Below are 26,021 nucleotides of genomic sequence, written 5' to 3' on the forward strand. Positions count from 1 at the left end.
CAAACGCGCTATACACTCGCTAACGCAAGCGATTTTTCACACCCCCCTAAGCGATACTCGCTAACGCAAAAGGGTACTTATCAAATCCGACGTCTAAGTGGAGCGGGTGACGGGAATCGAACCCGCGTCGCTTGCTTGGGAAGCAAGAGCTTTACCATTAAGCTACACCCGCGTGGTTCACCCCAGCTGGGTGAACTCTCCGATTCTGGCACGCCACACGTCGTTTTTCCAAAACGTGTTGCGGTAACAACCGTAACTCAACCGTGGGGAAGACGGCCGGCGCCAGGACAAGAAGCCTTGCCGCGGGTTAGCTGTTGAGGACCTCGCGGATATTCTCGACAGACTCCGCATCCAGCACGAGCCCGATGGGATGGCCAGGGTTGATCGCGATACCCACGCCCACAGCCTGCTGAAACGCCTGCAAACCCGGCATGCGGACCGCATACGGCGCCATGTCAACAAACTGCTGGGCAACACGGGCAGGGTGAGTGAACACCGCGAGCACGGTCTTCTCGTCGGGGCCCTGCAACAGCAGCGGCTGAACTTCCTGCTGCTCATCCGTAACCTCTTCCTCGGTGAGGAAGAACAGGTTCGCGGCGGCGATCTTGGAGAGCACCTCGTTGCTAGCCAGCTTGCCCTCAGAACCCTCGAGAATCACACGCTCAATGTCATTGAACGGCTCAAGCTCGCTCGCATCCAGAACACGCTCACCGTCTTCAGGCTCAGCAGCTTCCGCATCGTCAGCGTGCTCATCACCCTGGAACTGTTCAGCCTGCTCGGCGGACTCAACACCCTCGAGCTGCTCTACCGGCTCCGCGTCCTTAGCAAGCCCAGCATCCTCAACCGGCTCAATATCTTCAACATGCGCGGCCGCTTCAGCTGGCACGGACTCTTCCGTTTGCGCCGGGGCTTCAACGTGCTCGGCTTTTTCTTGCTGCACTGGCTGTTCAGCCGACTCTGGTTGCGCGACCTGATCAGCAGACGCAACCTCGTCTGCAGGTTCAGTCTGCACTGGCTGTTCAGCCGGGGTCACCTGATCCAGCTGTTCAGGCTGTTCTACCTGCTCAGGCTGTTGGTTCTCGTGTGAGTCTGGCTCATGTGTGCTCATAGTTCCAACCTACCGGAGCTCAACCCCACCGTGAGCAAACGACGCACTATTTATCAGGCTTCCATTTGTAGTGTTCCTCGAGTGTTAGCCCTTTCGTTGTGAGCTCTTTAGCGAGGTCCACCCCTACGTAGCGCAGATGCCACGGCTCGGGCCAGTAACCGGTGATGTCGGTTTTACCTTCCGGGTAGCGAATCACGAAACCATATTTGTGCGCGTTTTTGGCGACCCACTGGCCGGCCTCCGTGTTGCCGAAGCATCGCCGCAGTTTACAGATCCCATCGGTCACGTCCACGGCCAGCCCTAGTTGGTGCTCGCTCGTGCCGGGCGCTGCGGAAACCGAATCCGCGTGTTGCTGCCCGTATGTCGCTTTCCAATGGTTATATGTGGCCGCCTGCTGGCTGTATGACCTGTAACCGCTGATGGGATGGAACCTCACGCCCGTGGCCGCCGCGGCGTCCCGCATCTTCTTGTACGCCTTCGCCGCCTCGCTACGCAGGCTCTGCCCGCTACCGATACTCACTAGGTCGGTCGGCGCGTACGTCAATGGCTCTATGGGCCGCTTCTTATTCGCCAGAACCTCGATGTTCTTAGGATCGCTCGGGATCTCGGGGTTGCCTCCCGCGGAGTCTTTCGAATCCTTATCGTTCGGCTTCTTTGAACGCTTCGGTTTCTTCTCGCGCTTCTCTGACTCAGATTCTGAAGCCGGGGCGGTGACCTCCGGCCCTGCGATACTGCCGCGATCATCGTCAGCGCCACGCCCATCACTATCAGTGCCCGATGCGTTCGCTCCGGCCCGCTGCTTCGTGTCACTGAACGCCCCGGTTGAGGTGCCCGAAGCATCGTTGGTAGGGCCAGATGTGAAGCGGGGGAGAACGAACACCAAGACCAGCGCGAGAACAGCCAGCATCGCACCCGCAGGAATAACCCAGCGCGGGATGCGCTGTGTCGACGCCGCAGCATGCCTGCCTACCACGAGCTGATCCTCCTGGTTAAGTGCTGGTTTAGTGCCGGTTGAATGGGCGCAACGTGAACGCGTTCGGTCGGAAACGCCGCACCCGCTACGCACCTCTTTACTATGTCAGATTAAAGGGCGCCGGTTAATGCCGCCGATGCAGCTGCCGAGGTTCCGAAATTCCTTGCGGGAATGCAACCCTCACGCCGGCGAGCGTGCACACGCGATATTCTGGGCCTGTGTTGCTCTCAGATGGTGATATTCGTAAGGCCCTAGATTCCGGTAAGATCGCGCTCGAACCACGAGGCGAGGACATGGTCCAGCCTTCCAGCGTGGATGTGCGCCTGGACCGCTACTTCCGGTTGTTCGACAACCACAAGTACCCCTACATCGACCCCTCAACAGAGCAAGCGGAACTGACCCGCCTGGTTGAAGTTGATGCGGACGAGCCGTTCATCTTGCACCCCGGTGAATTCGTGCTGGGCGCCACGTACGAAAAAGTGACCCTCCCCGGCGATATCGCTGCCCGTCTCGAAGGTAAATCCTCACTCGGCAGGCTCGGTCTGCTGACCCACTCGACCGCAGGGTTCATCGACCCAGGCTTCTCCGGGCACGTCACCTTGGAACTATCCAACATGTCGACCCTGCCGATCATGCTGTGGCCCGGCTCCAAAGTGGGGCAGCTGTGCTTCTTCCAGCTCTCCTCACCCGCCGAACATGCATACGGAACCGGCCCATACCTCAACCGTTACCAGGGCCAGCGCGGTCCGACAGCCTCGCGTTCACACCTGAACTTCCACCGCACCCGCATCGAAGACTAGGCAACATCGAAGACTAGGAAGCATCGAAGACTAGGCGCCCCGCCGCGTTTCCACGCCGGTTGCCGGCCGCCTAGCGTTGGCTATTTCGCAACGCGCGCGGTTGCGTCCTCATGGACAGTGGTGTCTTCACGTTTGATGCCAGGCACGAGCGAGAACAACACGATCCCGACCACGAAAATCACAAGGATGCCTACGATGCCGTAGCGGGTAGCGCTACCGGTCACACCTGCGCTGTCCATGATGTTCGACGCAACGAAGCTTGAGAGTCCGAACAGTGCCGGGCCGAGGAAAGTGACGGCGCGGCCCGTGGTCGCGTAGAGACCAAAGAGTTCGCCCGCGGTGTGTTCGGTGGTACGGCGGGCGAGCAACGCGCGGGAAGAGGACTGTGCCGGGCCTACCAAGAGGCACAGGACGAGCCCGAAAATCCAGAACTGCCAGCTGTGCTGAGCGAACAACACGCCCAGACCGGCGCCGATCAGCCCGAACAGCGCAGTCATGATCACCGCGCGCGGGCCCACAACGTCGTCGAGCCAACCGCCAATGAACGCGCCAGCTGCCGCGACCATGTTGCCAACCAGCGCGAACATGATCACCTCGGCCGTGCTCATCCCGAACACCGTTCCCGCGATGATCCCGCCGAACGTGAAAACAGTCGCCAAACCATCCCGGTACACCGCAGAAGCCAACAGGAACCACAACGTCGGTCGGTCCCTATGCCACAAGCCCTTGATGCTGCGCCACAGTAATACATAAGACTCACGCCAGCTCGTTTTAGGTCCCGGCGTTGCGGGGATCTCCGGGATGGTGAAGAACATCGGTGCGCAAAACACCGCCATCCACACGGCACAAAATACAGCGACCAGGCGGATGTTGAAGCCCTCGTCGGGGTTTGAACCGAACCAAGGGGTCGCAGGCTGGACGAACACGAACAAGACCACGGCGAGGGATACGATCCCGCCCAGGTAGCCGAAAGCCCAGCCAATGCCGGAGATCCGGCCGATCTTTTCCTTCGGTGCGATCTGGGGGAGGATTGCGTAATAGTTCACGCTCGCGATCTCGCTGAAGAACGTCGCGACACAGATCAGGAAGATACCCGGCCATAGGTATGCAGGGTCTGGCTTGATGAAGAAACATGCGGCGGTCGCGAGCACAATTACCGCAGTGTGGAAGCCAAGCCAGTGTTTGCGTTTACCGCTGCGGTCGGCCCGTTGCCCCAAGACTGGTGCCGTGAGAGCGATCACCGCGCCCGTGAGCGCGACCGCTAACGCAAGTGATGACGCGTTGGCATCCGGGTCGCCAAACGCCGAAGATGTCAGGTAAACGGTGAACACAAACGTGAGCATGATGGCGTTGGTGACGCCCTCGCCCCAGTCCCATAAGGACCACGTGAAAACCTGTTTTTTAGTCCCCTGGCCATACGTGTATGGGGCAGCCGGTCTTGTGTTCATGTGAAGAGCCTATGGCGGTGTTCTGTAGAATGAAAGAGCATTGTGGACTGTTTGGTTGGGCAGTCCCGGCGTGTAACGCACTTCTATATGTAAGGTGACACCGTGCTTCCGGTCCTGCTTGCACTGTTCCTAGCGGCGTTTGTAGCCCCGTTTTTAGTGCGCTGGATCGGTAGGAATGCCTTCTATCTTTTGGCTGTTGTTCCGGCAGCGGGCTTCGTGTGGCTCACTGTGGTGGCTGTGCGTGGAATGCCCGGAAAACTGGGGGTGCTGGCCCCGGGAACCGTCGGACAAGATCTTATTCATCAAGAGGAATATACGTGGATTCCTACGTTCGATGTGGAATTCGCTTTCCGCTTGGATCCGCTGGCTGCCGTTCTGAGCTTTTTGATCCTCGGCGTGGGCGCGCTCGTGTTGTTGTATTGCGCCCGCTATTTCAAATCTGAAGACGCCTCGATCGGCCCGTTCGCAGCCCAACTCACCGCGTTCGCGGCCGCGATGTTCGGCCTTGTGACCTCAGATGACTTGATCTCCCTCTTTATTTTCTGGGAGATGACCACCATCTTGTCCTATCTGCTGATCGGTTACGCCCGCTCGAGGCTCTCAGCACGCCGTTCCGCACTCACCGCGCTCATCGTGACCACCGCTGGTGGGCTTGCGATGTTCGGTGGGCTCGTGATGCTCGGAGTAACGGCCGGAACCTTCCGGCTCTCTGAGATCCTCATGATGACCGGGGACCTCACCGGCCCCAACCCCATCACCCCATCCAACGCTGTAGTCACCGCGGCGATCATCCTGATCCTGGTTGGTGCGATCTCTAAGTCCGCACTGTTCCCGTTCCACTTCTGGCTTCCGGGCGCTATGGCCGCTCCAACCCCGGTTTCCGCCTACCTGCACGCGGCCGCAATGGTCAAAGCCGGCGTCTATATAGTGGCTCGATTGGCGCCCGGGTTCTCGGACGTTCCGGGCTGGACGCTGCTCACCGTCGGCTTCGGTCTCTATACGTTGCTGCTGGGTGGCTGGCGCGCACTGCGTCAAACTGACATCAAGCTCGTCCTTGCCTACGGGACCGTGTCCCAGCTTGGCCTCATCATCGCGGTCATCGGGATGGGTACCCCATCAGCGATGCTCGGTGGGCTCGCCCTCATGCTCGGGCACGGTCTGTTCAAATCCGCGCTCTTCCTCATTGTCGGTGCGATCGACCACGGAACCGGTACCCGCGATCTACGGAACCTCTCCGGGCTGTGGAAAGCACGCCCCGTATTGTTCGTGTGCGCCGTGATCTCCGCGGCGTCGATGGCTGGGCTTCCTGTCACGTTCGGGTTCATCGCCAAAGAAACCGCGCTCGCCGCACTCATCGACGCACCAACCAGCGCGAGCACTTTCGTGACCGTCGTGTTCACGATCGGCGCGGTCATCACGTTCGCATACGCGGCCCGCTTCGTGTGGGGTTCATTCGCTACCAAGCCAGGGGTTGACCCGACCCCGATCAGCTGGACACTACCGACGATGGCGGTGCCCATCGCGGTCTTGACGCTTGCGAGCGTGACCCTCGGTTTCGTCCCCGGTCCTGCCGATGCGCTACTGAGCCCGGCCGCCAACGTCTTCCCAGACGCGGAACCGCACACCGCGCCACTCGAGCTGTGGCACGGGTTCACCATCGAGCTTGCGATCACCGCAGGGATCATCGCTCTTGGTTTGATCATGTTCTTCGCCCGGGAACCTGTATCCAAGCTGCAGGCCCGTGTACCGGCGCTCATCGACGGTGAACGCACCTACCGCTACATCATCAGCGGGATCGACTGGACCGCCCACCGCGTAACCGCCGCACTGCAGCGCGGCCAGCTGCCCTACTACCTCGGCGTGATCATCGTGACTGCGCTCCTGGTGCCGACCGTCGGGGTCCTCATCGGCGGGGGAGTCTCCTTCGACCGCGGCGAGCAAACCACAACCCTGGTGTTCACAACCAAGCTCGTCAACGTCTTGATCCTGGTTGTGATGGCGGTCGGCGCGGTCGCCGCGATGCGTTCGCGCCGGCGTTTCATGGGTGTGCTCATGGTTTCGCTGACCGGCTCGGGCATGGTTGCTTTGTTCGCGTTCCACGGCGCACCGGATCTGGCTGTGACTCAGCTTTTGGTTGAGACGATTGTGTTGATCGCTTTCCTGCTCGCTCTGCGTGTTTTGCCGGCTTCGGCGTGGCAGGCTCGCCCGCGGAGACGCCGCAGCATGCAACTTCTGGTTGCGGTCGCGTTCGGCGTGTTCACTGCGGTTGCCGGAGGGCTCGCGATGGCTGCCCGGACCGCTGACCCGATCTCGTTGAAGTATCCACAGCTGGCAGTCGATGGCGGGCACGGCCACAACATCGTGAACGTGACGCTCGTTGACATTCGCGCGTGGGATACCTTTGGTGAGATCACGGTGCTCGCGATCGCGGCAACCGGTGTTGCATCGCTGATTTTCGTGGTGGCTCGCGGCGCGGATAGGACGAGGGTCGGCAGCGTGGACACCGGTTCGATCGGCACGGTCTATGCCTCGCCGGTGCGTCAGCGTGTCGCGAGCGTGTTCCTCGACGATGACCGCTCGGGATCCTCCTCGGCGTGGCTCGTGGCCGGCCGGACGCTGGCGCCGGAGCGCCGCTCGATCATCATCGAGGTCATCACCCGCCTGATCTTCCACGCGTTCGTTCTGTTTTCGATCTATCTGCTGTTCGCGGGCCACAATTCGCCAGGCGGTGGCTTCGCAGGCGGGTTGCTCGCAGGTCTTGCGCTCGTGCTGCGTTACCTCGCCGGAGGCCGCGTTGAGCTCGCAGAAGCGATCCGTGTGGGTCCGGGCGCGCTGCTCGGTACGGGTTTGACGCTCGCGGTCATCTCAGGCGTTGTGCCGCTGTTCTTCGGCGGGCAGATCTTCCAATCCGCGGTCATCGATTTCACGTTCTTCGGTGAACACCACTTTGTGACCTCAACGGTCTTCGACATCGGTGTGTACCTCATTGTGGTGGGCCTGGTTCTGGATGTGCTGGAATCCCTCGGTTCGGAGCTTGATGTGCGCTTGGACGCGGAAATTCATCACGTACATGAGGCGAAACAAGCGTTGGTGGGCTTCGAGGGGCAAGCGGTCCGCGGCCAAAACATGATGCGAGGCAGCCTCAGCGATGACACAGCTGAAGGAACCGGGGCAAGCCCGGAGGTGACCCGATGACGATCGATGTGACGATGCTGTTGATGGTCGCGGTGTTGGTCTCCGCGGGCATCTATCTGATGCTTGAGCGCACCCTGACCCGGGTTTTGTTGGGCACGCTCTTGTTGGGCAATGGCGTCAATGTTTTGATTCTGACGGCCGGCGGGCCGGGAGGCTTGGCCCCGCTGGTAGGTGGGGAAGTGCCTGCGGAGGATTATTCGGATCCACTCCCGCAAGCGATGATCCTCACCGCGATCGTGATTTCCTTCGCCGTCACGGCTTTCTTGCTGGGCATGATCTACCGTTCGTGGTGGCTTTCGCGTGCCGATGAGATCCAGGCCGACGCCGAAGACGTGCGTGTTTCGCAGGAAGGCATTGTGCACGACCCTGAAGAGGACGGCGAGATGCCCGTTGAGGATTCGGAGTTCGCGACCCAGGATGAAGTTGATTCCGATGACGATGGCGGCCTGGGTGAGGACCCTGAGAACTGCACACCGGCGCAGGCTGCGCGGACACGTGCGGAGGCGCGCAGGGTTGTTGATGAATACATGACCGAGAAGGCGCGGGAAGCTGAACGCGAAGAGCAAGAGAAGGGTGAGCGCTGATGAATTGGGAAGCGTTGCCTTTCGATGTTGTTTCGCTGACTCCGCTGGTGGTTGTGCTGCCGATCCTGGGCGCTGCGTTGACGTTCGTGTTCCAGCGTTCCCCGCGTGCTCAACGGTTCGTTTCGATCACAACGCTGTCGCTTGCGTTGCTGATCGGTTTCGTGTTGCTGTTGCGGTCTTATTCGTTGGGTGCTGCCGCGGTCACTATGGGTGGCTGGGCTCCACCGTTTGGCATCACGCTGGTGGTGGACGAGTTCGCGGCCCTGATGCTGGTGGTCTCGAATGTGGTTTCGCTGGCGGTGCTGATTTATGCGACGGGACAGGGCTATACGGACCAGAACGGTGATGGACCGATCTCGGTTTTCTATCCGACCTACATGTTCTTGGTCGCGGGCGTCTCTAACGCGTTTGTCGCCGGTGACTTGTTCAACCTGTATGTGGGCTTCGAGATTTTCCTGACAGCCTCCTACGTGTTGATCACGCTGGGTGGTTCCGCTGAGCGTGTCCGCGCCGGTACAACCTATGTTGTTGTTTCGGTTGTGTCTTCGATGCTGTTCCTGATTTCGATCGGTGTGATCTATGCCGCGACGGGCACGGTTTCGATGGCGGATGTTTCGGATAAGATCGCTCAGCTTGGCCCGACGACGCAGACGTTGCTGCACCTGATGGTTCTGATCGCGTTCGGCGTCAAGGCGGCCGTGTTCCCGTTGAGTTTCTGGCTGCCGGACTCGTATCCGACCGCTCCGGCGCCGGTCACGGCGGTGTTCGCGGGTTTGCTCACCAAGGTGGGCGTGTACGCGATTGTTCGTACCGAGACGCTGCTGTTCCGGGACAACGATCTTTCGGCTCTTCTGATGTGGGTCGCGGTACTGACGATGATCGTCGGTATTCTGGGTGCGCTGGTCCAGACCGAGATCAAACGTATGCTCTCGTTCACGCTCACAAGCCACATCGGCTACATGGTTTTCGGCATCGCACTGGGCACGCAGACCGGTTACGCTGCCGCGATCTATTATGTGGCGCACCATATTTTGGTTCAGACTTCGCTGTTCATGGTTGTGGGGTTGATTGAGCGGCGCGGCGGCACCTCGAACATCGAGAGGCTGGGTTCGCTCGCTAAGCTCGCTCCGTTCTTGGCGGTCCTGTATTTCATCCCAGCCATGAACCTTGCCGGTATCCCGCCGTTCTCGGGCTTCATCGGGAAGGTCGGCTTGGTCATCGGCGGTGTCGAGGACGGTACGGCGATGGCGTGGGTCAACATCGCGGCCTCGCTGCTGACGAGCTTGCTGACGCTGGTCGCGGTGGCTCGCGTATGGAACCGTGCGTTCTGGCGGCGTGCTGAGGACGCTGAGGACGCGGACCCGATGCTGCTTGAGGCGATGAACAAGAAGTTCCGCCGCGTACGCACCTACGAGGCGGTAGCCCAGTTCCCGGATTCGCGTTATTCAGACCGCGGCGATGTCAAGGTCCTGCCAGGCATCATGGTCGGTTCGACGGCAGCGCTGGTGTGCGCATCGTTGTCTTTGACGATCTTCGCGGGCCCACTGTTCCAGCTGACTGATAAAGCATCAGCCGCGATGCTCGAGGGCAAGGAGTACCGCGTGGCCGTGTACGAGGCTTCGAACCGCGCCGAACCGGAACGCGGCGGCCCAACAGATGGTGAGCGGCGCACGTTGGAGAACCCGTCCGGTGAAGCCAACCGATCCGGTGAAGGTGGTGCAGGCAAGTGAAGCGTTTCGGGAAAATGACGCGCCGCCTGCTGGTTGAGCTACCCCTGCTGGTGTGGCTCGTGGTGCTGTGGTGCATCCTGTGGCAGTCCTTCGCGTTGGCGAACATACTGTTCGGGTTGGCGCTCTCGCTGCTGATCGTCCGGGTTTTCCGTTTGCCGCCGGTGGTGCTTTCGGGCCGTTTCTCGCCGGTGCGTGGGCTGGCGTTCCTCGGCTGGTTTGTGGGACAGATTGTCTCTGGTTCGCTCCAGGTCACGTGGGTTTCCTGGAGGCAGGGCAAGGACGTCACGAACGCCGTGGTTGAGGTTCCGTTGCGTACCCGTGACGACTTGCTGATGACCGCGGTGGGACATGTGGCTTCGCTGATCCCGGGCTCACTCGTGGTTGATGTTGATCGCCGCCACGGGACGCTGTACCTGCATGTTCTGGGGATCAGGAACACGGAAGACGCGAACAGGTTCCGGGCCGATGTCCTGGAGATCGAGCGACGGCTGATCTATGTGATGGGTTCGCGCGCGGAGCTGGATCTGTTGCGTAAAGAGGAGCTACGTGTGGCGCGTGAGCTGGTCGCTGCGCGTCGTGAAGCTGATGGCTGGCATTCGGTTGATGCCGCGGTCGATGCTCAGCGCGGTAAGGGAGGTGACGCCCGATGATGTGGTGGACTGAATACGGTTGGTTCGGCTGGGCCGCGATGGTGGCTGCGGTCATATTGGGTTTGGCCGCCATCTTGACGGTGGTGCGTATTGTGCGGGGGCCTTCGCTTCTGGACCGGATTATCGCCTCGGATGTTTTGCTGGTGATTATCTCGTGCGGCCTGTTGATTTGGATGGCAGTATCGAGTGATTTCTCTTCGTTGCCGATGGTCTTCTTGGCATCGGTGATCGGCTTCTTAGGTTCGGTGACGGTCGCCCGCGTCACGGCCTCTTCTGCTGCGACTCAGATGCCCGTGGAAGGAACGGGCACGGACGCCGCCGGGGACGCGACGCCGGGCGCAGCGCAGGCTCCGGCAGCGCAGGCGCCGGCTGAGCGGGGTGATTCGGCGTGAACTGGATGCTGTTTTGGGACATCGTCGCCGCGGTCTTGATGATCGGCGGCAGCCTCATGAGCTTGTCTGCGGCGATCGGTATGCTCACGTTCCCGGATGTACTCTCCCGCATGCACTCGGCGGCTAAACCGCAGGTTTTAGGGCTGTTGATGATGCTGCTTGCGGTAGCGATCAAAACCACGGTGTGGCAGTGGATCCCGGTTTTGGCGTTGATCTGGCTCATGATGCTTCTGACCAACCCGGTCTCGGCTCATATGGTGGGGCGTGCCGCGTACCGTTCTAAGCATCTGAAGCGGGCGACGCTGATCGAGGACGACCTTGAGGCCGTGGTGAAGGCCGCCGAGGACGCGGAAGACCACCGCACGCCGCGAGGTGAAGCGTTGCACCACCCGACGGCTGTCCAGGCGGAAGTCGACGGCCATCACTAGGGCAGTGATCAGTGAGTTGAGCAGTGATCACGAGGCGGATATGACCGCCACAACTGACAGCGCTAGAGCAATATTGAGTGGCCTCGCGTCGATGTCACTGCTGACGAATTAGGCGTTCCGTACACGTATTGGGGCCTCGGCGGTTTCGCTGATACGAGCACTGCTCCCCATGAGTTGGGCGCTGTTGACACAGCCCAACTCATGGGGAGCAGTGCATCTTTGTCCGGGAGAGTCTAGATTTCTTCCGGGTTGTCTTTAGAGCGCTTGGCGGCCTTCTTAGAGCCCTGCTCGATCGAGGTCTGGATCAAAGCCATCATGCCAGCGGAGATCGCCGCAAACAGGGCAACGCGGGTAGCGGAGGCTTCTTCGCGGGCTTCCTTGTTCTTCTTCGTTGGAGCGTCGGCACCAGTGACCTGGGCCCATACGTTCTCCAGAACACGGGAACCCACGATTCCCGCAACGAGCGAAAAGATGGACGCGAAAATCTTGTTCAAAGCATTCACGGGTTCCACACTACAGCGTTTGTTCGAGCGCGTGGGAAAGAATCCGATGTAATTGCGCATCTACACCGACTTCAACCCCATCCACATGCGAGACCGGGCGTAGCATCTTGACCGAGCTCGCAAGCCACAACGCATCCGCCGTGAGCAGGTCGGCAGGCCGCATCGGAACCGCCTCGACCTCCCAGCCGAGGGCTCGGGCGGCCTCAGAAACCGCCGCGACCGTTGTGCCAGCGAGGCCGCCCGTTTCAACGCTCGGGGTGCGCACAACAATCTGCCCGGAGCCTTCGCCAGAGCGATACGAAGCGACCACGGAGGCGGTCAAGCCGTCGAGGATGAGACCGTCGCTGGTCACGAAGATCGCGTCATCGGCGCCGTGCTTCTTCGCGTACGTCAACGCGGCGACGTTGACCGCATAAGACAGCGTCTTAGCGCCCAACAGCAGCCACGGGGCGCGCTGTGCCGCGCCCGAATCGTATCCGCGATCAAGGGTCAGAACCTTGATCGGTTTCGGGTCCGGATCCCTCGCAGGGACGGGGGAGAGGGTCACAAAACACGCGGGGCCTGTGCCAGGAGCTCCGCGGGTTGCGACGCAACGGATGGACGCCTCGGGTTCGCCATCCGCATCCTGACCTAAGAACGCATCCAGGCCCAACGCGATTGCGCGCTCCCACACTGCGGCCGGCGGAATCTCGAGAGCAAGCGCCGCTGCCGAGCGCTCCATCCGCGCCAAATGTTCGATCACAGACCGGATCCTGCCGCGCCGGTACAGCAATGTCTCGAATACGCCGTCACCGCGGGTCACGCCCGCATCGTCAAGCCGCAGCCAGCCCGCCGCAGGATCAACGCAACGAACAGACCAACCCGCGCCCGCATCGATAGCCGCCGGCGCATCGGAGGCTGCTGGCTCTGGCACAGTTGCGGTACAGGGCTCGATCCACACCGCGACCATCGAATTCGGCTTCTTCTGCTGGCTCATGAGCCCTCCGCGTGTAGGCCGCCACAAAGGATTATTGTCTCAGCGTACCGGTGTACAGCGCGTTCACAGATAGAGTTACACGTATCGGTATTTATTGAGGCGGCTCACATGCGGGCCGGTTGATGCGGCGACGACAGGGAACGAACGCGAGAGGACTCCCGGATGGGCGATATCTGGCTTTTGCCAGCGAATTGGCCTGAGTGGCTCACGTACACGTTGCTCACGGTGGACTTGCTGATCCGTATCGCGATGCTCGGTATTGTGCCTGGGGGCCGCCGCCCCACCACCGCGATGGCGTGGCTGCTTGCGATCTTCCTGTTGCCCTACGTCGGCCTGATTATTTTCTTGCTGTTCGGTTCGCACCGGCTCAACAGGCCGCGGCGTGAACGCCAAGAGGCCGTCAACTGGGAGATCATGACGGCGGTCGGCCCGGACCCGCTCGATAGAGTTCCCGGCCATTTCCCGCGCTGGGTCACGAGTGTTTCCGAACTTAACCAGAACCTGACCGGCTACCCGCTGGCTGGCGGTAACCGGTTCCGCTTCGACGCCGACTATAAGAACATCCTGAAGACGATGGCCGAGGACATCGACTCCGCCAACGACTACGTGCATGTCGAGTTCTATATCGCCGGTATTGATCAGGAATACACCGAGCCGGTGTTCCAAGCGCTCGAGCGGGCTGCCGCTCGCGGGGTCAAGGTGCGTTTCCTCTTCGATCAGATCGGTAGCTGGCGCTTGCCCGGTTACCGGAAGATGAAGGAACGCCTCACTGAGGCGGGTATCGAGTGGTACCGCATGTTGCCTATCGCGCCGTTCAAGTGGCGTTGGCGCCGCCCGGACCTGCGTAACCACCGCAAGATCCTGGTGGTCGATGGCCGGGTGGGCATGACCGGTTCGATCAACCTGATCGAGCCAAGCTATCTGCGGCGTTCCGCCCACCGCAAGGGGCGCGAATGGATAGACATGATGGCCCGCATCGAAGGCCCGATGGTGGACCACCTCGACCTCATCTTCGCTACAGACTGGTACCTCGAATCCGGTAAGAAAGTGTTCGATCAGCTCCAGTTCGCCGAACACGACCGTCCCGCGGACACGCTCGCGCAGATGATCCCTTCCGGGCCGGGGTATCCGCAGGAGAACAACCTGCGTATGTTCAACTCGCTCATCTATAACGCGAGCCGGCAGGTGCGCATCACGACCCCGTACCTGGTTCCGGATGATTCGCTACTGTATGCGTTGACGACTGCCGCGCAAGCCGGGGTGGATGTGGAACTGTATCTGTGCCGCGAGGGCGATAACAAGATCACCAACCACGCGCAACAGTCCTACTACGACACCCTGTTGGAAGCGGGCGTGGAGATCTACCGATACCCGTCACCGGATGTCCTGCACTCCAAGTGCGTCACGGTCGATGACACGGTGGGTGTGTTCGGTTCCTCCAACATGGATATGCGCTCCTTCAGCCTCAACAACGAGATCACCGTGTTGACGCTGGGCAGTGAATGTGTGGCCTCCCTCAACGAGATCATGGATTCGTATAAAGCCGAATCGGAGCTACTCACGAAAGAAGTGTGGGCTTCGCGTTCACGCATCGAACGCTGGCTGGATAACGTAGTGCGCCTCACTGCGGTCGTGCAGTAAGGGTGCTGAACCACGCTTGGGCTTGGGCGAGCACGTCGCCGTTCCCGTTATCGACGCTGATGCTGATGTCGTTGGGGCCGTCGCTTGCGGCGGGTAGCTGTTCTTCTTGTGCGGCCCAGGTGTCCCAGTAGGGCGCGTAGGTTGCGCCGTCGCGGGCGAGTGCGCGTTCTTTGCGGGCAGCGGTCTCAAGCATGAGTGTGAGTGTTCCGGCGAGGAAGGGGCGTGCGGCGGGATGTCCGGCGCCGACTCCTTCGATGATGATGATGTCCGCGGGCCCGAGTGTGCGGGGTGCATCGTGGCGTGAGGTGTGCCAGTTCCAGGGTGTCCAGATCGCCTTGCCGTCGCGCACGAGATCGGGCAGGACCTGTTGCGTGTAGGTTTCAAGGCCTGCGGCGAGGCCGTCCCAGCCGGGGTAGAGCTCGTCGAGGTGGAGCACATCGACGCTATGGCGCTCGCCGTGTAGCCCTGCGTCCCGCGCCCATTCGGCCAACCGTAAGCTCAGGTGTGTTTTCCCTGTCCCTGAGCGGCCGTCGAGCGCGATGATCAGTGGCTTGCTTCGCGTACCCATTCGATGATTCCCGGGATCGCGGCGGTGATTTGCTCGCGCGTGATTTCGAAGTCGTTGATGTCGCCGTACCAGGGGTCTGCCATGCGCAGGCTGCTTTCGTCTTGGTGGGCCGCGCCTGGTTCGAAGGAGCGAAGCATGCGGATGCGGGAGCGGTTGATTTCCGCCGGGGCGAGTGCGCGCAGGGTTTCGATGTGGCGGACGTCTGCTGCAAGGAACAGGTCGGTTGCTGCCCAGTCGTTGTCGTTGAGTTGGCGGGCTACGTGCCCTTTCGCTGTGAGGCCGAGTTCGTTGAGCATGCGCTCGGTGCGTGGGTCGGCTGGGTTGCCGGCTTCTTCATCCGATGTACCGCACGAGTCCACGCGAACGTTGGTGATGCCTGCGTTGGCGAGTGCGTCTTGGAGCATGTAGTGGGCCATCGCGGAGCGGCAGATGTTGCCGGTGCACACCACAAGGATTGTGAACGGGGCATGGTCTGAGGCGTTCTGTTCCGTTGTGGTGCCGGGGTGGCCGGCGGAGGTTGAGGCGTTTTCCAACATGAGTCCAGACTAGCTAAACCAAAGTTGAGCCGGTGTGACTCAGGATAAGTTGACAAGACTCGGCTCATGTTACATACTTGAGTACAGATGGCTCAGGTTTGGGGCTTCGGTTGGTGAATCACCGGACGGTGAACTATCAACCGCGGAACTCAAGCGTTGAGTCGAATAGACAAGGTGAAGGCCGTTGACTGAACGGCCGGAAAAGAGGAATTCAATGGCACGTTCTGTAGGTATTGACCTCGGTACTACCAACTCGGTGCTCTCCATCCTGGAGGCTGGCGAGCCAACCGTGATCGCCAACGCTGAAGGCTCGCGCACCACCCCGTCTGTGGTCGCGTTCTCCAAAGGTGGCGAGGTCCTGGTGGGCGACATCGCTAAGCGCCAGGCCGTCAACAACGTTGACCGCACCATCTTCTCCGTCAAGCGCCACATGGGCACTGACTGGACCGTCGACATCGATGACAAGAAGTACACCGCGCAGGAAATCTCTGCACGCATCTTGATGAAGCTCAAGCACGATGCGGAAGATTACCTCGGTGAAAAGGTCACCGACGCCGTGATTACGGTCCCTGCATACTTCAACGACGCCGAGCGTCAGGCAACCAAGGAAGCCGGCGAGATCGCAGGCTTGAAGGTTTCCCGCATCGTCAACGAGCCAACCGCGGCAGCGCTGGCATACGGGCTCGATAAGGGTAAGGAAGACGAGCTCATCCTGGTCTATGACCTCGGTGGCGGTACGTTCGACGTCTCCCTGCTTGAAGTCGGTAAGGATGAAGACGGCTTCGCAACCATTCAGGTTCGCGCAACCGCAGGTGACAACCGCCTCGGCGGTGACGACTGGGATCAGCGCATCGTTGACTGGCTGCTCGAGTCCGCAAAGAACAAGGGCGCTGACCTGTCCAAGGACAAGATCGCGCTGCAGCGTCTGCGTGAAGCCGCAGAGCAGGCAAAGCGTGAGCTGTCTTCGGCAACCAGCACCAACATCTCGTTGCAGTACCTCTCGGTGACCCCTGAAGGCCCAGTCCACTTGGACGAGCACCTCTCCCGCGCTAAGTTCCAGGAACTGACCGCAGATCTGCTCGAGCGGACCCGCAAGCCGTTCAACGACGTCATCGCTGAAGCCGGCGTGAAGGTCAGCGACATCTCCCACGTGGTTTTGGTGGGTGGCTCGACCCGCATGCCAGCCGTTGCAGAGCTCGTGAAGGAACTGGCCGGTAAGGAACCAAACAAGGGTGTCAACCCTGACGAGGTTGTCGCGATGGGCGCGGCACTGCAGGCAGGTGTGCTCGCCGGTGAACGTAAGGACGTTCTGCTGATCGACGTGACCCCGCTCTCCCTCGGTATCGAGACCAAGGGCGGCGTCATGACCAAGCTGATCGAACGCAACACCGCTATCCCAACCAAGCGGTCCGAGACCTTCACCACCGCGGAAGACAACCAGCCATCCGTGTCGATTCAGGTCTTCCAGGGCGAACGCGAATTCACTCGCGACAACAAACCACTGGGCACCTTCGAACTCACCGGCATCGCCCCGGCACCACGCGGCCTGCCACAGATCGAAGTGACCTTCGACATCGACGCCAACGGCATCGTGCACGTCTCCGCTAAGGACAAGGGCACCGGCACCGAGCAGTCCATGACCATCACCGGCGGTACGTCGCTGGATCAGTCGGACATCGACCGCATGGTCAAGGAAGCTGAAGAGCACGCTGCAGAGGACAAGGCACGCCGCGAGGCCGCCGAGACCCGCAACGCTGCAGAGTCCGCGGCCTACTCGGTGGACAAGCTCATCAAGGACAACGCTGACAAGCTGCCGGAGAACGTCAAAAACGAGGTCCAGGCTGATGTCGATGCGCTCAAGAAGGAACTTGAAACCCCTGAGGGCAACGACGACGAGGTCAAGGCCAAGTTCGAGAAGCTGCAGCAGTCCCAGACCAAGCTGGGCGAGGCTCTCTACGCACAGGCTCAGTCTGAGGCTGGCGCTGAGGGTGCGGCTAACGCCGGCGGCTCGGATGATGACGACGTTGTAGACGCCGAGGTCGTTGACGAAGACGAAGACCAGAAGTGAGGTAGTGGCACATGTCGAACGAGGAGAAGAATCTAGGCGATCAGCAGCCTGAAGAAACCGGGCCAGAAGCAGCGGGTGAAGAACAAGCCCCTGCCGCCCCGGAGGAAGGCGCCGCTGACACCGATGCACTGGGCCAAGCCCAGCAGATCCTCGACGACGCCGCACGAGCCGAAGAGGCCTCCGCATCCGGCGACATGGATGCGGAGGGCCTCGCGGCCGAATACAAGGAGGACCTCCAGCGGTTGCAGGCGGAGTTCACGAACTACCGCCGCCGTGTAGAGCGGGATAAGAAGAACGCTCACGACGAGGGACTCAACAAGGCCGTGGCTAGCTTGATTCCGGTTCTGGATGATATCGATGCGGCTCGTGCTCACGGTGATCTGGAAGAGGGACCGTTCGCGGCGATAGCCGATAAGTTGGAGCGTTCCCTGGCCAGCATCGGGTTTGAACGGATCGATCAAACCGGTGTCGAGTTTGACCCAACCATCCACGAGGCGATGCTCCGCCAACCCGTTGAGGGTGTTCCGGAGGATCACGTGGGGCAGGTCTTCAGGATCGGTTTCAAACGCGGTGACCGTGTTCTGCGTGCAGCGCAGGTCATGGTTTCCACCGGCGAATAAAACGTGACGTGAACGCGGGAAATGATCGCGGGAAATGATCGCGTGAAATGATTCAGTGCGGCGGCGGGTCTAGACGGTAGGTCTATTGAGCCCGCCGTCGCCTGTTTTCGATAGTTGTAGGTATAGATTTTTATAGATTTTGAGTGAGGCTAGGAGGCGTCACGATGGCCAGTCAAGACTGGGTCGAAAAAGACTTTTACGCGGCGCTGGGCGTCTCCAAGGACGCCAGTGAGGCCGATATTAAGAAGGCCTACCGGAAGTTGGCCCGCAAGTATCACCCGGATACGAATAAGGACAACCCTGAGGCTGAGAAGAAGTTCAAGGACATCTCGGAAGCCTATGCGGTGCTTAGTGATGAGCAGCAGCGTAAAGAGTACGATGCGATCCGCGCTATGGGCTCGGGTGCTCGCTTTAGCGCCGGTGGTTCCGGCGGCGGATTCGAGGACATCTTCGGGGACGTGTTCGGTGGCGGTGGCGGGCAGCGAGTCCGTTACTCCTCTGGCGGTGGCGGCGCAGGCGGGTTTGAGGATCTGCTGGGCGGCATGTTCGGAGGCGGCGGCGGAGGCTTTGGTGGCTTCCAGCAACGTCCGCAGCGTGGTGCCGACCGTAAGGCTGAGACCACGATTTCTTTCAAGGGATCCATTGAGGGCACCACGATCGGTTTGCGTACCCGCGATGGTGAAGTGATCGAGATCCGCGTACCTGCCGGGGTGCGTGATGGTCAGACGATCCGCGCGAAAGGCAAAGGCGAACCAGGCCCGGCCGGCAACGGCGACCTGATGGTCACGGTGCGCGTGAATGAACACCCGTTCTTCAAGCGTGAGGGCAACGACATCACGGTTGAGATCCCTGTGAGCTTCAACGAGGCCGCTTTAGGTGCAACGATCTCGGTTCCAACCATCTCCGGCGAGAACGTACGGATGAAGGTTCCAGCCGGTAGCCCATCGGGCAAGCGGATGCGTTTGCGCGGCCGCGGCGTGAAGACGTCTAAACGCACAGGCGACATGTACGTTGTGCTCAACGTAGTGGTCCCTAAGGACCTCTCGGAGGAAGCGAAGAAAGCAATCGAGGACTATGCGCAGGCTACAGCCGGCGAGGACCCGCGGGCTAGCATTGCTTCCCAAGCAAAACTGTAGACACTGCAAAACTGTAGACACTGCGAAGCTGTGGATACGGCACAGCTCTGAACACGGCGTAGGTCTGAACACAGCGCTGTGGTGAATGTTTCGAGGTAACGGAAGGAGGCGTGGATGAACGCGTCAGCAAGTAAACGATTCGAGCCTGGTTCCGGGCGGGACGGCGAGTGGGACGCGCCCGTTTTCGTGATTTCCGTTGCCGCTGAGCTCGCCCAGATGCACCCGCAGACCTTGAGGCAATACGACCGCTTAGGTCTGGTTGTGCCTAAGCGTCAGGCGGGAAAGCATCGCCGCTATTCGCAGCGGGACATCGACCGTTTGCGTCGAGTGCAGGAACTGTCTTCCGAGGGGGTCTCACTTGAGGGGATCCGCCGGATGATCGGCTTGGAGAAGCGTGTAGAAACGCTCATGGAACGTGTGGCTGAGTTGGAGCAGGATGTTGAGCGGTGGCGTGGCCGTGCCGAAGGTGTCGCGATCGCGGCGCAGCGGATTTTCGCGGCCGGCGCGTCAGGCGAGGTCGCGATCACCCGGACGGGGCGCGACACCGACCGTCTGCAACAACGCACGATGCAGGCGTGGGCACAATTCCAGCTTATGCCACCCGAGGATTAGATCAACTGAGGACTAGTCGCTTCAGCACACAGAAACGGTCGCGGGCCGGAGAAATGTTCTCCGGCCCACGACCGTTTAATCGCACTTGCTAAAGGCTCCTATTCCTTCAGCGCCGAGTCCTTGCCGGCTTCAGCGTCGCCGTCAGCGTTCTTGCCAGCATCGGCGGCAGGCTTTTTGTCGCCAGCGCCTGGCTCGCCGACCTTCGGCTCGGTGATAGGGCCCGGGTTTTCTGGCTCGTAGCCGTCGTCCCACGTATCGGTTTCGTAGTCGTAGCCGACTTCCGCGCCGGTCTCGTCGTGGCGCTGATACCACTCAGTGACCTTCTCCGAGGTGGAGTCGAAGTCCGCACCTGCGCCGCGCCCGTCGCCGGAGTGGCGCACTGTCAGCTCGAAGTCATCACCGTATTTCTCGATACCGCGAACCACAGCGTTGGAGAGCATCGTGGACTCATAGTCGCTGCGGATCGAGGCTGGGTCGGTTCGCAAGTCCATGATGAACGCGACAATCATGAGTAGCAGGATGATGCAGAACGGGATCGCAATCAGGATCGTGAGGTTCTGTAGGCCTGTCAGCGAGGACTCACCGCCGGAGAGCAGCATCACGGTTGCGATGCCCATCATCGCCAGGCCCCAGAAGATCACGATGAGCTTGCTTGGGGCCGGGTTACCGCGGGAGGAGAACGTACCCATGATCACGGATGCCGAATCCGCGGAGGTCACGAAGAAGATCGCGAGCGCGATCATGATGAGGAACGGGGTGACGTTAGCAAGCGGTAACTTGTCGAAGAGGTGGAACAGAATCGTCTGCGGCGAGTCGTCTGCGCTGATGCCTTCCACGCCAGCGCGCTTCATCCACATCGCGGCACCACCGAAGATCGTGAACGCGAAGATCAGAATCGCGGTAGGAACAGCGATCACCACGAGCGAGAATTCACGCAGGGTGCGGCCGCGGGAGATGCGGGCGATGAACGCACCAACGAATGGGGTCCAGGCGACCCACCATGCGAAGTAGAACGCGGTCCATGCGGCCTGGAACTCAACCACGTCAGCGCCCCAGGACAGCGACTTGCCCATCATAGCGAGGAACTCGTTGGCGTATTCGGTGACACCGGATGGCAACAGGTTCAGCAGGAACAGGGTTGGTCCTGCGAAGAACACGAACAAAACGAGGCTGAGTGTCAGCACGATGTTGGTCGTGGAGAGGTAGCGGATGCCTCGGGAGACACCGGAGACCGCGGAGATGATGAACGCGGCGGTCAGGATCGCGAGGATGATGATCAGCCCGTTGTTGGCGATGGGCCCAGCACCGGAGACGATCTCCACGCCCTTGCCGAGCTGGATCGCGGCAAGACCGAGGGAAGCGGCGGTACCGAAGAGGGTCGCGATGATCGCGAACATGTCCACGAGGCGTCCTGCGAAGCCGTCAGTCTGCTTGCCGAACAGGGAACGGAACACGCTCGAGATGAGGGTTACGCGGCCGCGGCGGTAGCTCGAGTAGGCCATAGCGCCGCCGACGAGCGCGTACATCGCCCACGCGGAGAGCCCCCAGTGATAGGAGGACTGGGCTACGGCCATGTGGATCGCGCCCGGGGTTTCTGCTTCAACACCGGTTTGCGGCGGCGGGGACACAAAGTAGTAGAGCGGCTCGGATGGACCGAAGAAGAAGATACCAACGCCAATTCCGGCACCGAACATCATGGCGACCCATGCGAAGCGGCTGAACTCTGGTTTTTCGCCGTCTTTACCGAGGCGAATGCGGCCGTAGCGGGAGAACGCGATGAACAGCATCGCACCGATCGAAACCATGACGGTGATGTTGAGCAGCCAGCCCATGTTCTTCATGGTCCACGCGAACGCTACCGAGGAGACCTCGCCAACGGATGCCGGGTTGATGACGCCCCACGCGACGAACGCGACAATGAGGGCCGCGGTGATGCCGAAGACGAGCTTGTCGAGTTTGAAGACGTGACGCTGTTCGTCAACGCCGATTCCGGGAACCAGCCCCGGGTGGATGTTGTGAGGGTAGAGGCCTACGTGTGAGGAGCGTCCGCGGGTGAGGGGGTTTCCTCGTTTCTGCGGGGCTTTCTTGGTGGCCGTTTGGGTAGTGTCCGCTGGGGAAGCTTCCTCACTCGGACGCTGGTTATTTTCGGGGCTGGGTTTATTACTCATGCCAAATCCGTAAAACGGTTCCTCAGTTAGGTTGCGTATGTGCAACCTCACAGGCTACCCGATTCTGACGCTATGTGTGGTTAATGTCATCAAATCTTGCGCGCGGCGAGGTCGAAAATCTTGCGTCCGACCTTGTGGGCTTTAGCTTCGAAGCTCGTCAGTGTGCGTCCTTCGAAACGCGGAGCCCACCCGCCGCGAGTGTCAGTGAACTCCGGATCTGCCTCGTGTTTTTCCGCATCGATGCGGCGGATCGCGGTCAGCGGGGATTCTTCGCCGCTGCGCTCGCCGGCGTGCAGGTTTTCAAACTGCGGGCTGTTGTCGATGACCTCGCGCATTTGTTCGGCGTAGTTGGACCAGTCGGTCGCTAACCGCCAGGTTCCGCCTGGCTTGAGGACGCGGGCGGCGCGTTCGGCGAAAGCATCGGTGATGAGGCGGCGTTTGTGGTGTTTGGTTTTATGCCACGGGTCGGAGAAGAAGATCCAGAGTTCGTCCACGGATTCCGGGGTGAGCGCTACATCGAGGACTTCGGGTGCGTTCGCTTGGATTGCGCGAACGTTGGTGAGTTCGAGTTTTTCGATCCGTTCCATGAGTTTGGCTAGCCCGGGGGTGTAGACCTCTACGGCGAGGAAGTTCGTCTCGGGGTTGTTGTGTGCCGCGTGCGCGATGGCTTCGCCGAGCCCGGTTCCGATCTCCACGATGAGGGGGCGCTCAGGGTGCGGGAAGTGGGATGGGACGTCGATGGTCGCGTCCGGGTGGATCGAGGTTGCCGCGTGGTGGCGAGGTACGTCAATCAGGATGGTTTCGCGCAGTGTGTCCCAAACCCGTTGTTGGGCGTTCGTCATGCGTTCTCCGCGGCGGACGAATGAGACGGGTTCGGCGCGGAAGTACGTTGGGTCGGTTTCTGCAAGGCCCGGGCGGGGCTGAGGTTTGGGGCTCATGTCTTTAACCCTAATCTGCGGCCGCTGTTAGGTGCGAAACCAAGTGGGGGCGCCAGTTGCAATGGCCCGCTGGCCGGTTGTTGCTTGGGGACAGCAAGAGATTCAAGAAAAGAGTTCATCCCTGGGAATAATTTCTACCCAACAGAAGTTGAGTTAGGTAGACTCAACTTTAAGTTCAATGGCTCTTATAGGAGTAGGAAAGGGGTAGGGCATGGACACGAATTTGACGACTAAAAGCCAGGAGGCTGTCTCTGCGGCGAGCATGAACGCTGCGACTGCCGGTAACCCGAATCTTGAGCCGGTGCACCTTTTGAAGGCGCTGATGGATCAGCGGGATTCGGTGGCTGTTGCCGTTTTGAAGTCGGCCGGGGCGGATCCTGATGCGGTCTCGGTTGCCGCATCGACGGCGATCCGCAAGCTGCCGAAGGCCTCGGGCACCTCGGTTGCTCAGGCGCAGGCTTCGCGGCAGGTGCTGCAGGTTATTTCTGCGGCGCAGCAGGCGGCTCAGGCTAATGGGGATCAGTTTGTTTCGACTGAGCACCTGTTGCTCGGTTTGGCGGCGGACGCTGGCGAGGCCGGTGTCGCGTTGCGTGATAACGGCGCGTCCACTGAGGCGCTCAAGGCCGCGATGGTGAGCGTGCGCGGGGATCGGAAGGTTGATTCCCAAGATCCGGAAGGTAGCTTCCAGGCGCTTGAGAAGTACGGTACGGACCTCACGGAGGTTGCCCGCAAGGGTGACCTTGACCCGGTGATTGGCCGTGACCAGGAGATCCGCCGCGTGATTCAGGTGCTTTCACGCCGCACCAAGAACAACCCGGTTCTGATCGGTGAACCGGGCGTGGGTAAGACCGCGGTGGTCGAAGGCCTTGCGTTGCGTATGGTTGCCGGGGATGTTCCGGAGTCTTTGCGCGGCAAGAAGCTCATCTCCCTGGATCTTGGGGCGATGGTCGCCGGCGCTAAGTACCGTGGCGAGTTCGAGGAGCGGCTCAAGGCTGTGCTTGAGGAGATCAAGCAGGCTGAGGGCGGCATCGTGACGTTCATCGACGAGATTCACACGATGGTCGGCGCTGGTGCCTCCGAAGGCTCGATGGACGCCGGCAACATGCTCAAGCCGATGCTCGCCCGCGGTGAGTTGCGCTTGATCGGTGCGACGACCCTGGATGAGTACCGCGAGAACATCGAAAAGGACGCTGCTCTGGAGCGTCGCTTCCAGCAGGTTTTCGTGGGTGAGCCGTCGGTTGATGATTCGATTGCGATCCTGCGTGGCTTGAAGGAACGCTACGAGGCGCACCATAAGGTCGCGATCGCTGACTCCGCGCTGGTTGCCGCGGCAACGCTTTCGGACCGGTATCTGACGGGCCGTCGCCTTCCTGATAAGGCGATCGACCTTGTGGATGAGGCGGCATCGCGTCTGCGTATGGAGATCGATTCCGCGCCGGAGGAGATCGACGTGCTGCGCCGTTCGGTTGACCGTTTGACGATGGAGGAGCTGGCGCTCAAGGATGAGACTGACCCAGCCTCGGTTGAACGATTGGCTGCTCTGCGTGAGGAGATGGCTGATCAGAAGGAAGAGCTCGAAGCGCTGACTCTGCGATGGGAAGAGGAGAAGACCTCCCTGAACGAGGCGGGCGATATTCGCGCTCAGATCGATGATCTGCGCAGCCAGGCTGACGTGGCTCAACGTAAGGGGGATCTGGGGGAGGCCTCCCGGATTCTCTACGGCGAGATCCCGCAACTGGAGGCAAAGCTCGCCAAGGCCGAAGAGAAGGCTGAGCATGACCGTCAGGACCGCATGGTTTCTGAGGAGGTTACCGCCGATGACGTCGCTGAGGTGATCTCTTCGTGGACCGGTATTCCTGCCGGGCGCATGCTTGAGGGTGAATCGCAGAAGCTGCTGCATATGGAAGAGAACGTTGGGAAGCGTTTGATCGGCCAGAAGCAGGCTGTCGCGGTGGTCTCTGATGCGGTGCGTCGTAGCCGTGCTGGCTTGTCTGACCCTAACCGTCCAACGGGTTCGTTCTTGTTCCTCGGGCCTACGGGTGTGGGTAAGACTGAGCTTGCTAAGTCTTTGGCTCAGTTCCTCTTCGATGATGAGCGTTCGATGGTGCGCATCGACATGTCGGAGTATTCCGAGAAGCATGCGGTGTCCCGCCTGGTCGGTGCTCCTCCTGGCTATGTCGGCTATGACGAGGGCGGCCAGCTGACTGAGGCTGTGCGCCGTAGGCCTTATTCGGTTGTTTTGCTGGATGAGGTTGAGAAGGCTCACCCTGAGGTTTTCGATATCTTGCTGCAGGTCCTCGATGATGGCCGGCTCACGGATGGCCAGGGTCGCACGGTTGATTTCCGGAACGTGATCTTGGTGATGACCTCGAATCTGGGTTCGCAGTTCTTGGTTGATCAGACCATGGAGGCTGAGGCTCAGAAGAAGGCGGTCATGGATGTGGTTGAGGCCTCCTTCAAGCCGGAGTTCTTGAACCGGCTTGATGAGGTCATCATGTTTGATCCGCTCTCGCTTGAGGATCTGTCGAAGATTGTTGATCTTCAGGTGCGGCAGTTGGATGAGCGGTTGGCTGATCGTCGTTTGACGCTCGATGTCACGCCTGCGGCTCGTGAGTGGCTTGCATTGACGGGCTATGACCCGGCTTATGGTGCCCGCCCGTTGCGCCGCTTGGTTCAGCGGGAGATCGGCGACCAGTTGGCTCGTAAGATCCTTGCCGGTGAGGTGCTCGATGGCGAGACGGTCCGCGTGGATCGTGCAGCTGAGGATGCCGATGGCCTCACGGTTGAGGCTGAACGCTAAACCGCACTGTTTCGTCCCGCTCCCTATGCACTGCGGCTCGCTTCGCAGTGCATAGGGGTGAACGTGTAGAATCAGTCTCACGAAACATTTGTAGATCATCCACTGGGGCCTCTCGTGTGCTGGATTTCCAGTTATCGGGACTTCCCC

The 26,021-nt window shown here is 60.6% G+C and carries 22 protein-coding genes and 1 tRNA gene; 13 read left to right on the forward strand and 10 right to left on the reverse strand.

What is annotated here, in order from left to right:
- Positions 1–98: 98 nt before the first annotated feature.
- From MHJ63_RS01740 to MHJ63_RS01750, 3 genes are all read right to left on the reverse strand, one after another.
- Positions 99–172: transfer RNA gene (locus MHJ63_RS01740), tRNA-Gly, on the reverse strand.
- Positions 173–307: 135 nt separating this feature from the next.
- The gene (locus MHJ63_RS01745) at positions 308–1,108 is read right to left on the reverse strand and encodes an SseB family protein (protein WP_239445988.1); all 801 of its coding nucleotides are present in this window, start codon (positions 1,106–1,108) and stop codon (positions 308–310) included.
- A 46-nt stretch (positions 1,109–1,154) separates the two neighbouring features.
- Positions 1,155–2,081: a M15 family metallopeptidase gene (locus MHJ63_RS01750; RefSeq protein ID WP_239445989.1), complete on the reverse strand. Its 927-nt coding sequence runs from the start codon at positions 2,079–2,081 to the stop codon at positions 1,155–1,157.
- Positions 2,082–2,299: 218 nt separating this feature from the next.
- Between MHJ63_RS01750 and dcd the strand changes: the two genes are divergently transcribed.
- Complete coding sequence (dcd, locus tag MHJ63_RS01755) at positions 2,300–2,881, forward strand: dCTP deaminase (protein WP_070491920.1); 582 nt, start codon at positions 2,300–2,302, stop codon at positions 2,879–2,881.
- Between the two features lie 80 nt (positions 2,882–2,961).
- On the opposite strand, the gene MHJ63_RS01760 is transcribed toward dcd, so the two are convergent.
- The gene (locus MHJ63_RS01760; protein WP_239445990.1) at positions 2,962–4,329 is read right to left on the reverse strand and encodes an MFS transporter; all 1,368 of its coding nucleotides are present in this window, start codon (positions 4,327–4,329) and stop codon (positions 2,962–2,964) included.
- 102 nt (positions 4,330–4,431) lie between these two features.
- Here MHJ63_RS01760 and MHJ63_RS01765 point away from each other — a divergent pair, with 102 nt between their 5' ends.
- From MHJ63_RS01765 to mnhG, 6 genes are read left to right on the forward strand one after another with little or no spacing between them, the layout of a single operon-like run.
- The gene (locus tag MHJ63_RS01765) at positions 4,432–7,524 is read left to right on the forward strand and encodes a Na+/H+ antiporter subunit A (protein ID WP_239445991.1); all 3,093 of its coding nucleotides are present in this window, start codon (positions 4,432–4,434) and stop codon (positions 7,522–7,524) included.
- The gene (locus tag MHJ63_RS01770) at positions 7,521–8,108 is read left to right on the forward strand and encodes a Na(+)/H(+) antiporter subunit C (protein WP_084590512.1); all 588 of its coding nucleotides are present in this window, start codon (positions 7,521–7,523) and stop codon (positions 8,106–8,108) included. Before MHJ63_RS01765 ends, MHJ63_RS01770 begins: the two co-directional genes overlap by 4 nt.
- Entirely contained in the window at positions 8,108–9,838 is a 1,731-nt protein-coding gene (locus MHJ63_RS01775; RefSeq protein WP_239445992.1) for a Na+/H+ antiporter subunit D, read from the forward strand. Before MHJ63_RS01770 ends, MHJ63_RS01775 begins: the two co-directional genes overlap by 1 nt.
- The gene (locus tag MHJ63_RS01780) at positions 9,835–10,488 is read left to right on the forward strand and encodes a Na+/H+ antiporter subunit E (protein ID WP_232219327.1); all 654 of its coding nucleotides are present in this window, start codon (positions 9,835–9,837) and stop codon (positions 10,486–10,488) included. The genes MHJ63_RS01775 and MHJ63_RS01780 overlap by 4 nt, the downstream gene beginning before the upstream one ends.
- Positions 10,485–10,880, forward strand: coding sequence for an MrpF/PhaF family protein (locus tag MHJ63_RS10010; protein WP_070507265.1), 396 nt, complete (start codon positions 10,485–10,487; stop codon positions 10,878–10,880). Before MHJ63_RS01780 ends, MHJ63_RS10010 begins: the two co-directional genes overlap by 4 nt.
- A 5-nt stretch (positions 10,881–10,885) precedes the next feature.
- Positions 10,886–11,308 carry a monovalent cation/H(+) antiporter subunit G gene (mnhG, locus tag MHJ63_RS01790; RefSeq protein WP_052048780.1) on the forward strand — a complete coding sequence of 141 codons (423 nt, stop codon included), beginning with the start codon at positions 10,886–10,888 and terminating at the stop codon, positions 11,306–11,308.
- Between the two features lie 233 nt (positions 11,309–11,541).
- Here mnhG and MHJ63_RS01795 read toward each other — a convergent pair whose 3' ends face one another.
- Together MHJ63_RS01795 and MHJ63_RS01800 are read right to left on the reverse strand one after the other, a co-directional pair.
- The gene (locus tag MHJ63_RS01795; protein WP_070491942.1) at positions 11,542–11,811 is read right to left on the reverse strand and encodes a DUF4235 domain-containing protein; all 270 of its coding nucleotides are present in this window, start codon (positions 11,809–11,811) and stop codon (positions 11,542–11,544) included.
- Between the two features lie 10 nt (positions 11,812–11,821).
- Positions 11,822–12,787 (reverse strand): aminotransferase class IV, encoded by a 966-nt coding sequence (locus tag MHJ63_RS01800; RefSeq protein ID WP_239445993.1) that lies wholly within the window; start codon positions 12,785–12,787, stop codon positions 11,822–11,824.
- 162 nt (positions 12,788–12,949) lie between these two features.
- On the opposite strand from MHJ63_RS01800, the gene cls reads away from it, so the two are divergent.
- Positions 12,950–14,428, forward strand: coding sequence for a cardiolipin synthase (gene cls / locus MHJ63_RS01805; RefSeq protein ID WP_239445994.1), 1,479 nt, complete (start codon positions 12,950–12,952; stop codon positions 14,426–14,428).
- On the opposite strand, the gene MHJ63_RS01810 is transcribed toward cls, so the two are convergent.
- Together MHJ63_RS01810 and MHJ63_RS01815 are read right to left on the reverse strand one after the other, a co-directional pair.
- Entirely contained in the window at positions 14,409–14,996 is a 588-nt protein-coding gene (locus MHJ63_RS01810; protein ID WP_239445995.1) for a nucleoside/nucleotide kinase family protein, read from the reverse strand. The two genes, cls and MHJ63_RS01810, sit on opposite strands and share 20 nt — an antisense overlap.
- The gene (locus MHJ63_RS01815) at positions 14,972–15,532 is read right to left on the reverse strand and encodes a low molecular weight protein-tyrosine-phosphatase (RefSeq protein ID WP_239445996.1); all 561 of its coding nucleotides are present in this window, start codon (positions 15,530–15,532) and stop codon (positions 14,972–14,974) included. Before MHJ63_RS01815 ends, MHJ63_RS01810 begins: the two co-directional genes overlap by 25 nt.
- 214 nt (positions 15,533–15,746) lie before the next feature.
- Between MHJ63_RS01815 and dnaK the strand changes: the two genes are divergently transcribed.
- The 4 genes from dnaK to MHJ63_RS01835 all read left to right on the forward strand — a co-directional run bounded on the left by dnaK (position 15,747) and on the right by MHJ63_RS01835 (position 19,968).
- Positions 15,747–17,600: a molecular chaperone DnaK gene (gene dnaK, locus MHJ63_RS01820; protein WP_239445997.1), complete on the forward strand. Its 1,854-nt coding sequence runs from the start codon at positions 15,747–15,749 to the stop codon at positions 17,598–17,600.
- Positions 17,601–17,611: 11 nt separating this feature from the next.
- On the forward strand, positions 17,612–18,220 hold the full coding sequence (locus MHJ63_RS01825; protein ID WP_239445999.1) for a nucleotide exchange factor GrpE: 609 nt from the start codon (positions 17,612–17,614) through the stop codon (positions 18,218–18,220).
- A gap of 164 nt (positions 18,221–18,384) precedes the next feature.
- Positions 18,385–19,356, forward strand: a complete 972-nt coding sequence (locus MHJ63_RS01830) for a DnaJ C-terminal domain-containing protein (protein ID WP_035757791.1) — start codon at positions 18,385–18,387, stop codon at positions 19,354–19,356.
- Between the two features lie 114 nt (positions 19,357–19,470).
- Entirely contained in the window at positions 19,471–19,968 is a 498-nt protein-coding gene (locus MHJ63_RS01835; protein ID WP_070507257.1) for a heat shock protein transcriptional repressor HspR, read from the forward strand.
- A gap of 98 nt (positions 19,969–20,066) precedes the next feature.
- Here MHJ63_RS01835 and MHJ63_RS01840 read toward each other — a convergent pair whose 3' ends face one another.
- Together MHJ63_RS01840 and trmB are read right to left on the reverse strand one after the other, a co-directional pair.
- Positions 20,067–22,136, reverse strand: coding sequence for a BCCT family transporter (locus MHJ63_RS01840; protein ID WP_239446000.1), 2,070 nt, complete (start codon positions 22,134–22,136; stop codon positions 20,067–20,069).
- Between the two features lie 89 nt (positions 22,137–22,225).
- Positions 22,226–23,074: a tRNA (guanosine(46)-N7)-methyltransferase TrmB gene (gene trmB / locus MHJ63_RS01845; protein ID WP_035757793.1), complete on the reverse strand. Its 849-nt coding sequence runs from the start codon at positions 23,072–23,074 to the stop codon at positions 22,226–22,228.
- Positions 23,075–23,285: 211 nt separating this feature from the next.
- Here trmB and clpB point away from each other — a divergent pair, with 211 nt between their 5' ends.
- Positions 23,286–25,874: an ATP-dependent chaperone ClpB gene (gene clpB, locus MHJ63_RS01850; protein ID WP_239446001.1), complete on the forward strand. Its 2,589-nt coding sequence runs from the start codon at positions 23,286–23,288 to the stop codon at positions 25,872–25,874.
- Positions 25,875–26,021 lie beyond the last annotated feature (147 nt).

Source organism: Pseudoglutamicibacter albus, from assembly GCF_022346425.1.
Lineage (GTDB): Bacteria > Actinomycetota > Actinomycetes > Actinomycetales > Micrococcaceae > Pseudoglutamicibacter > Pseudoglutamicibacter albus.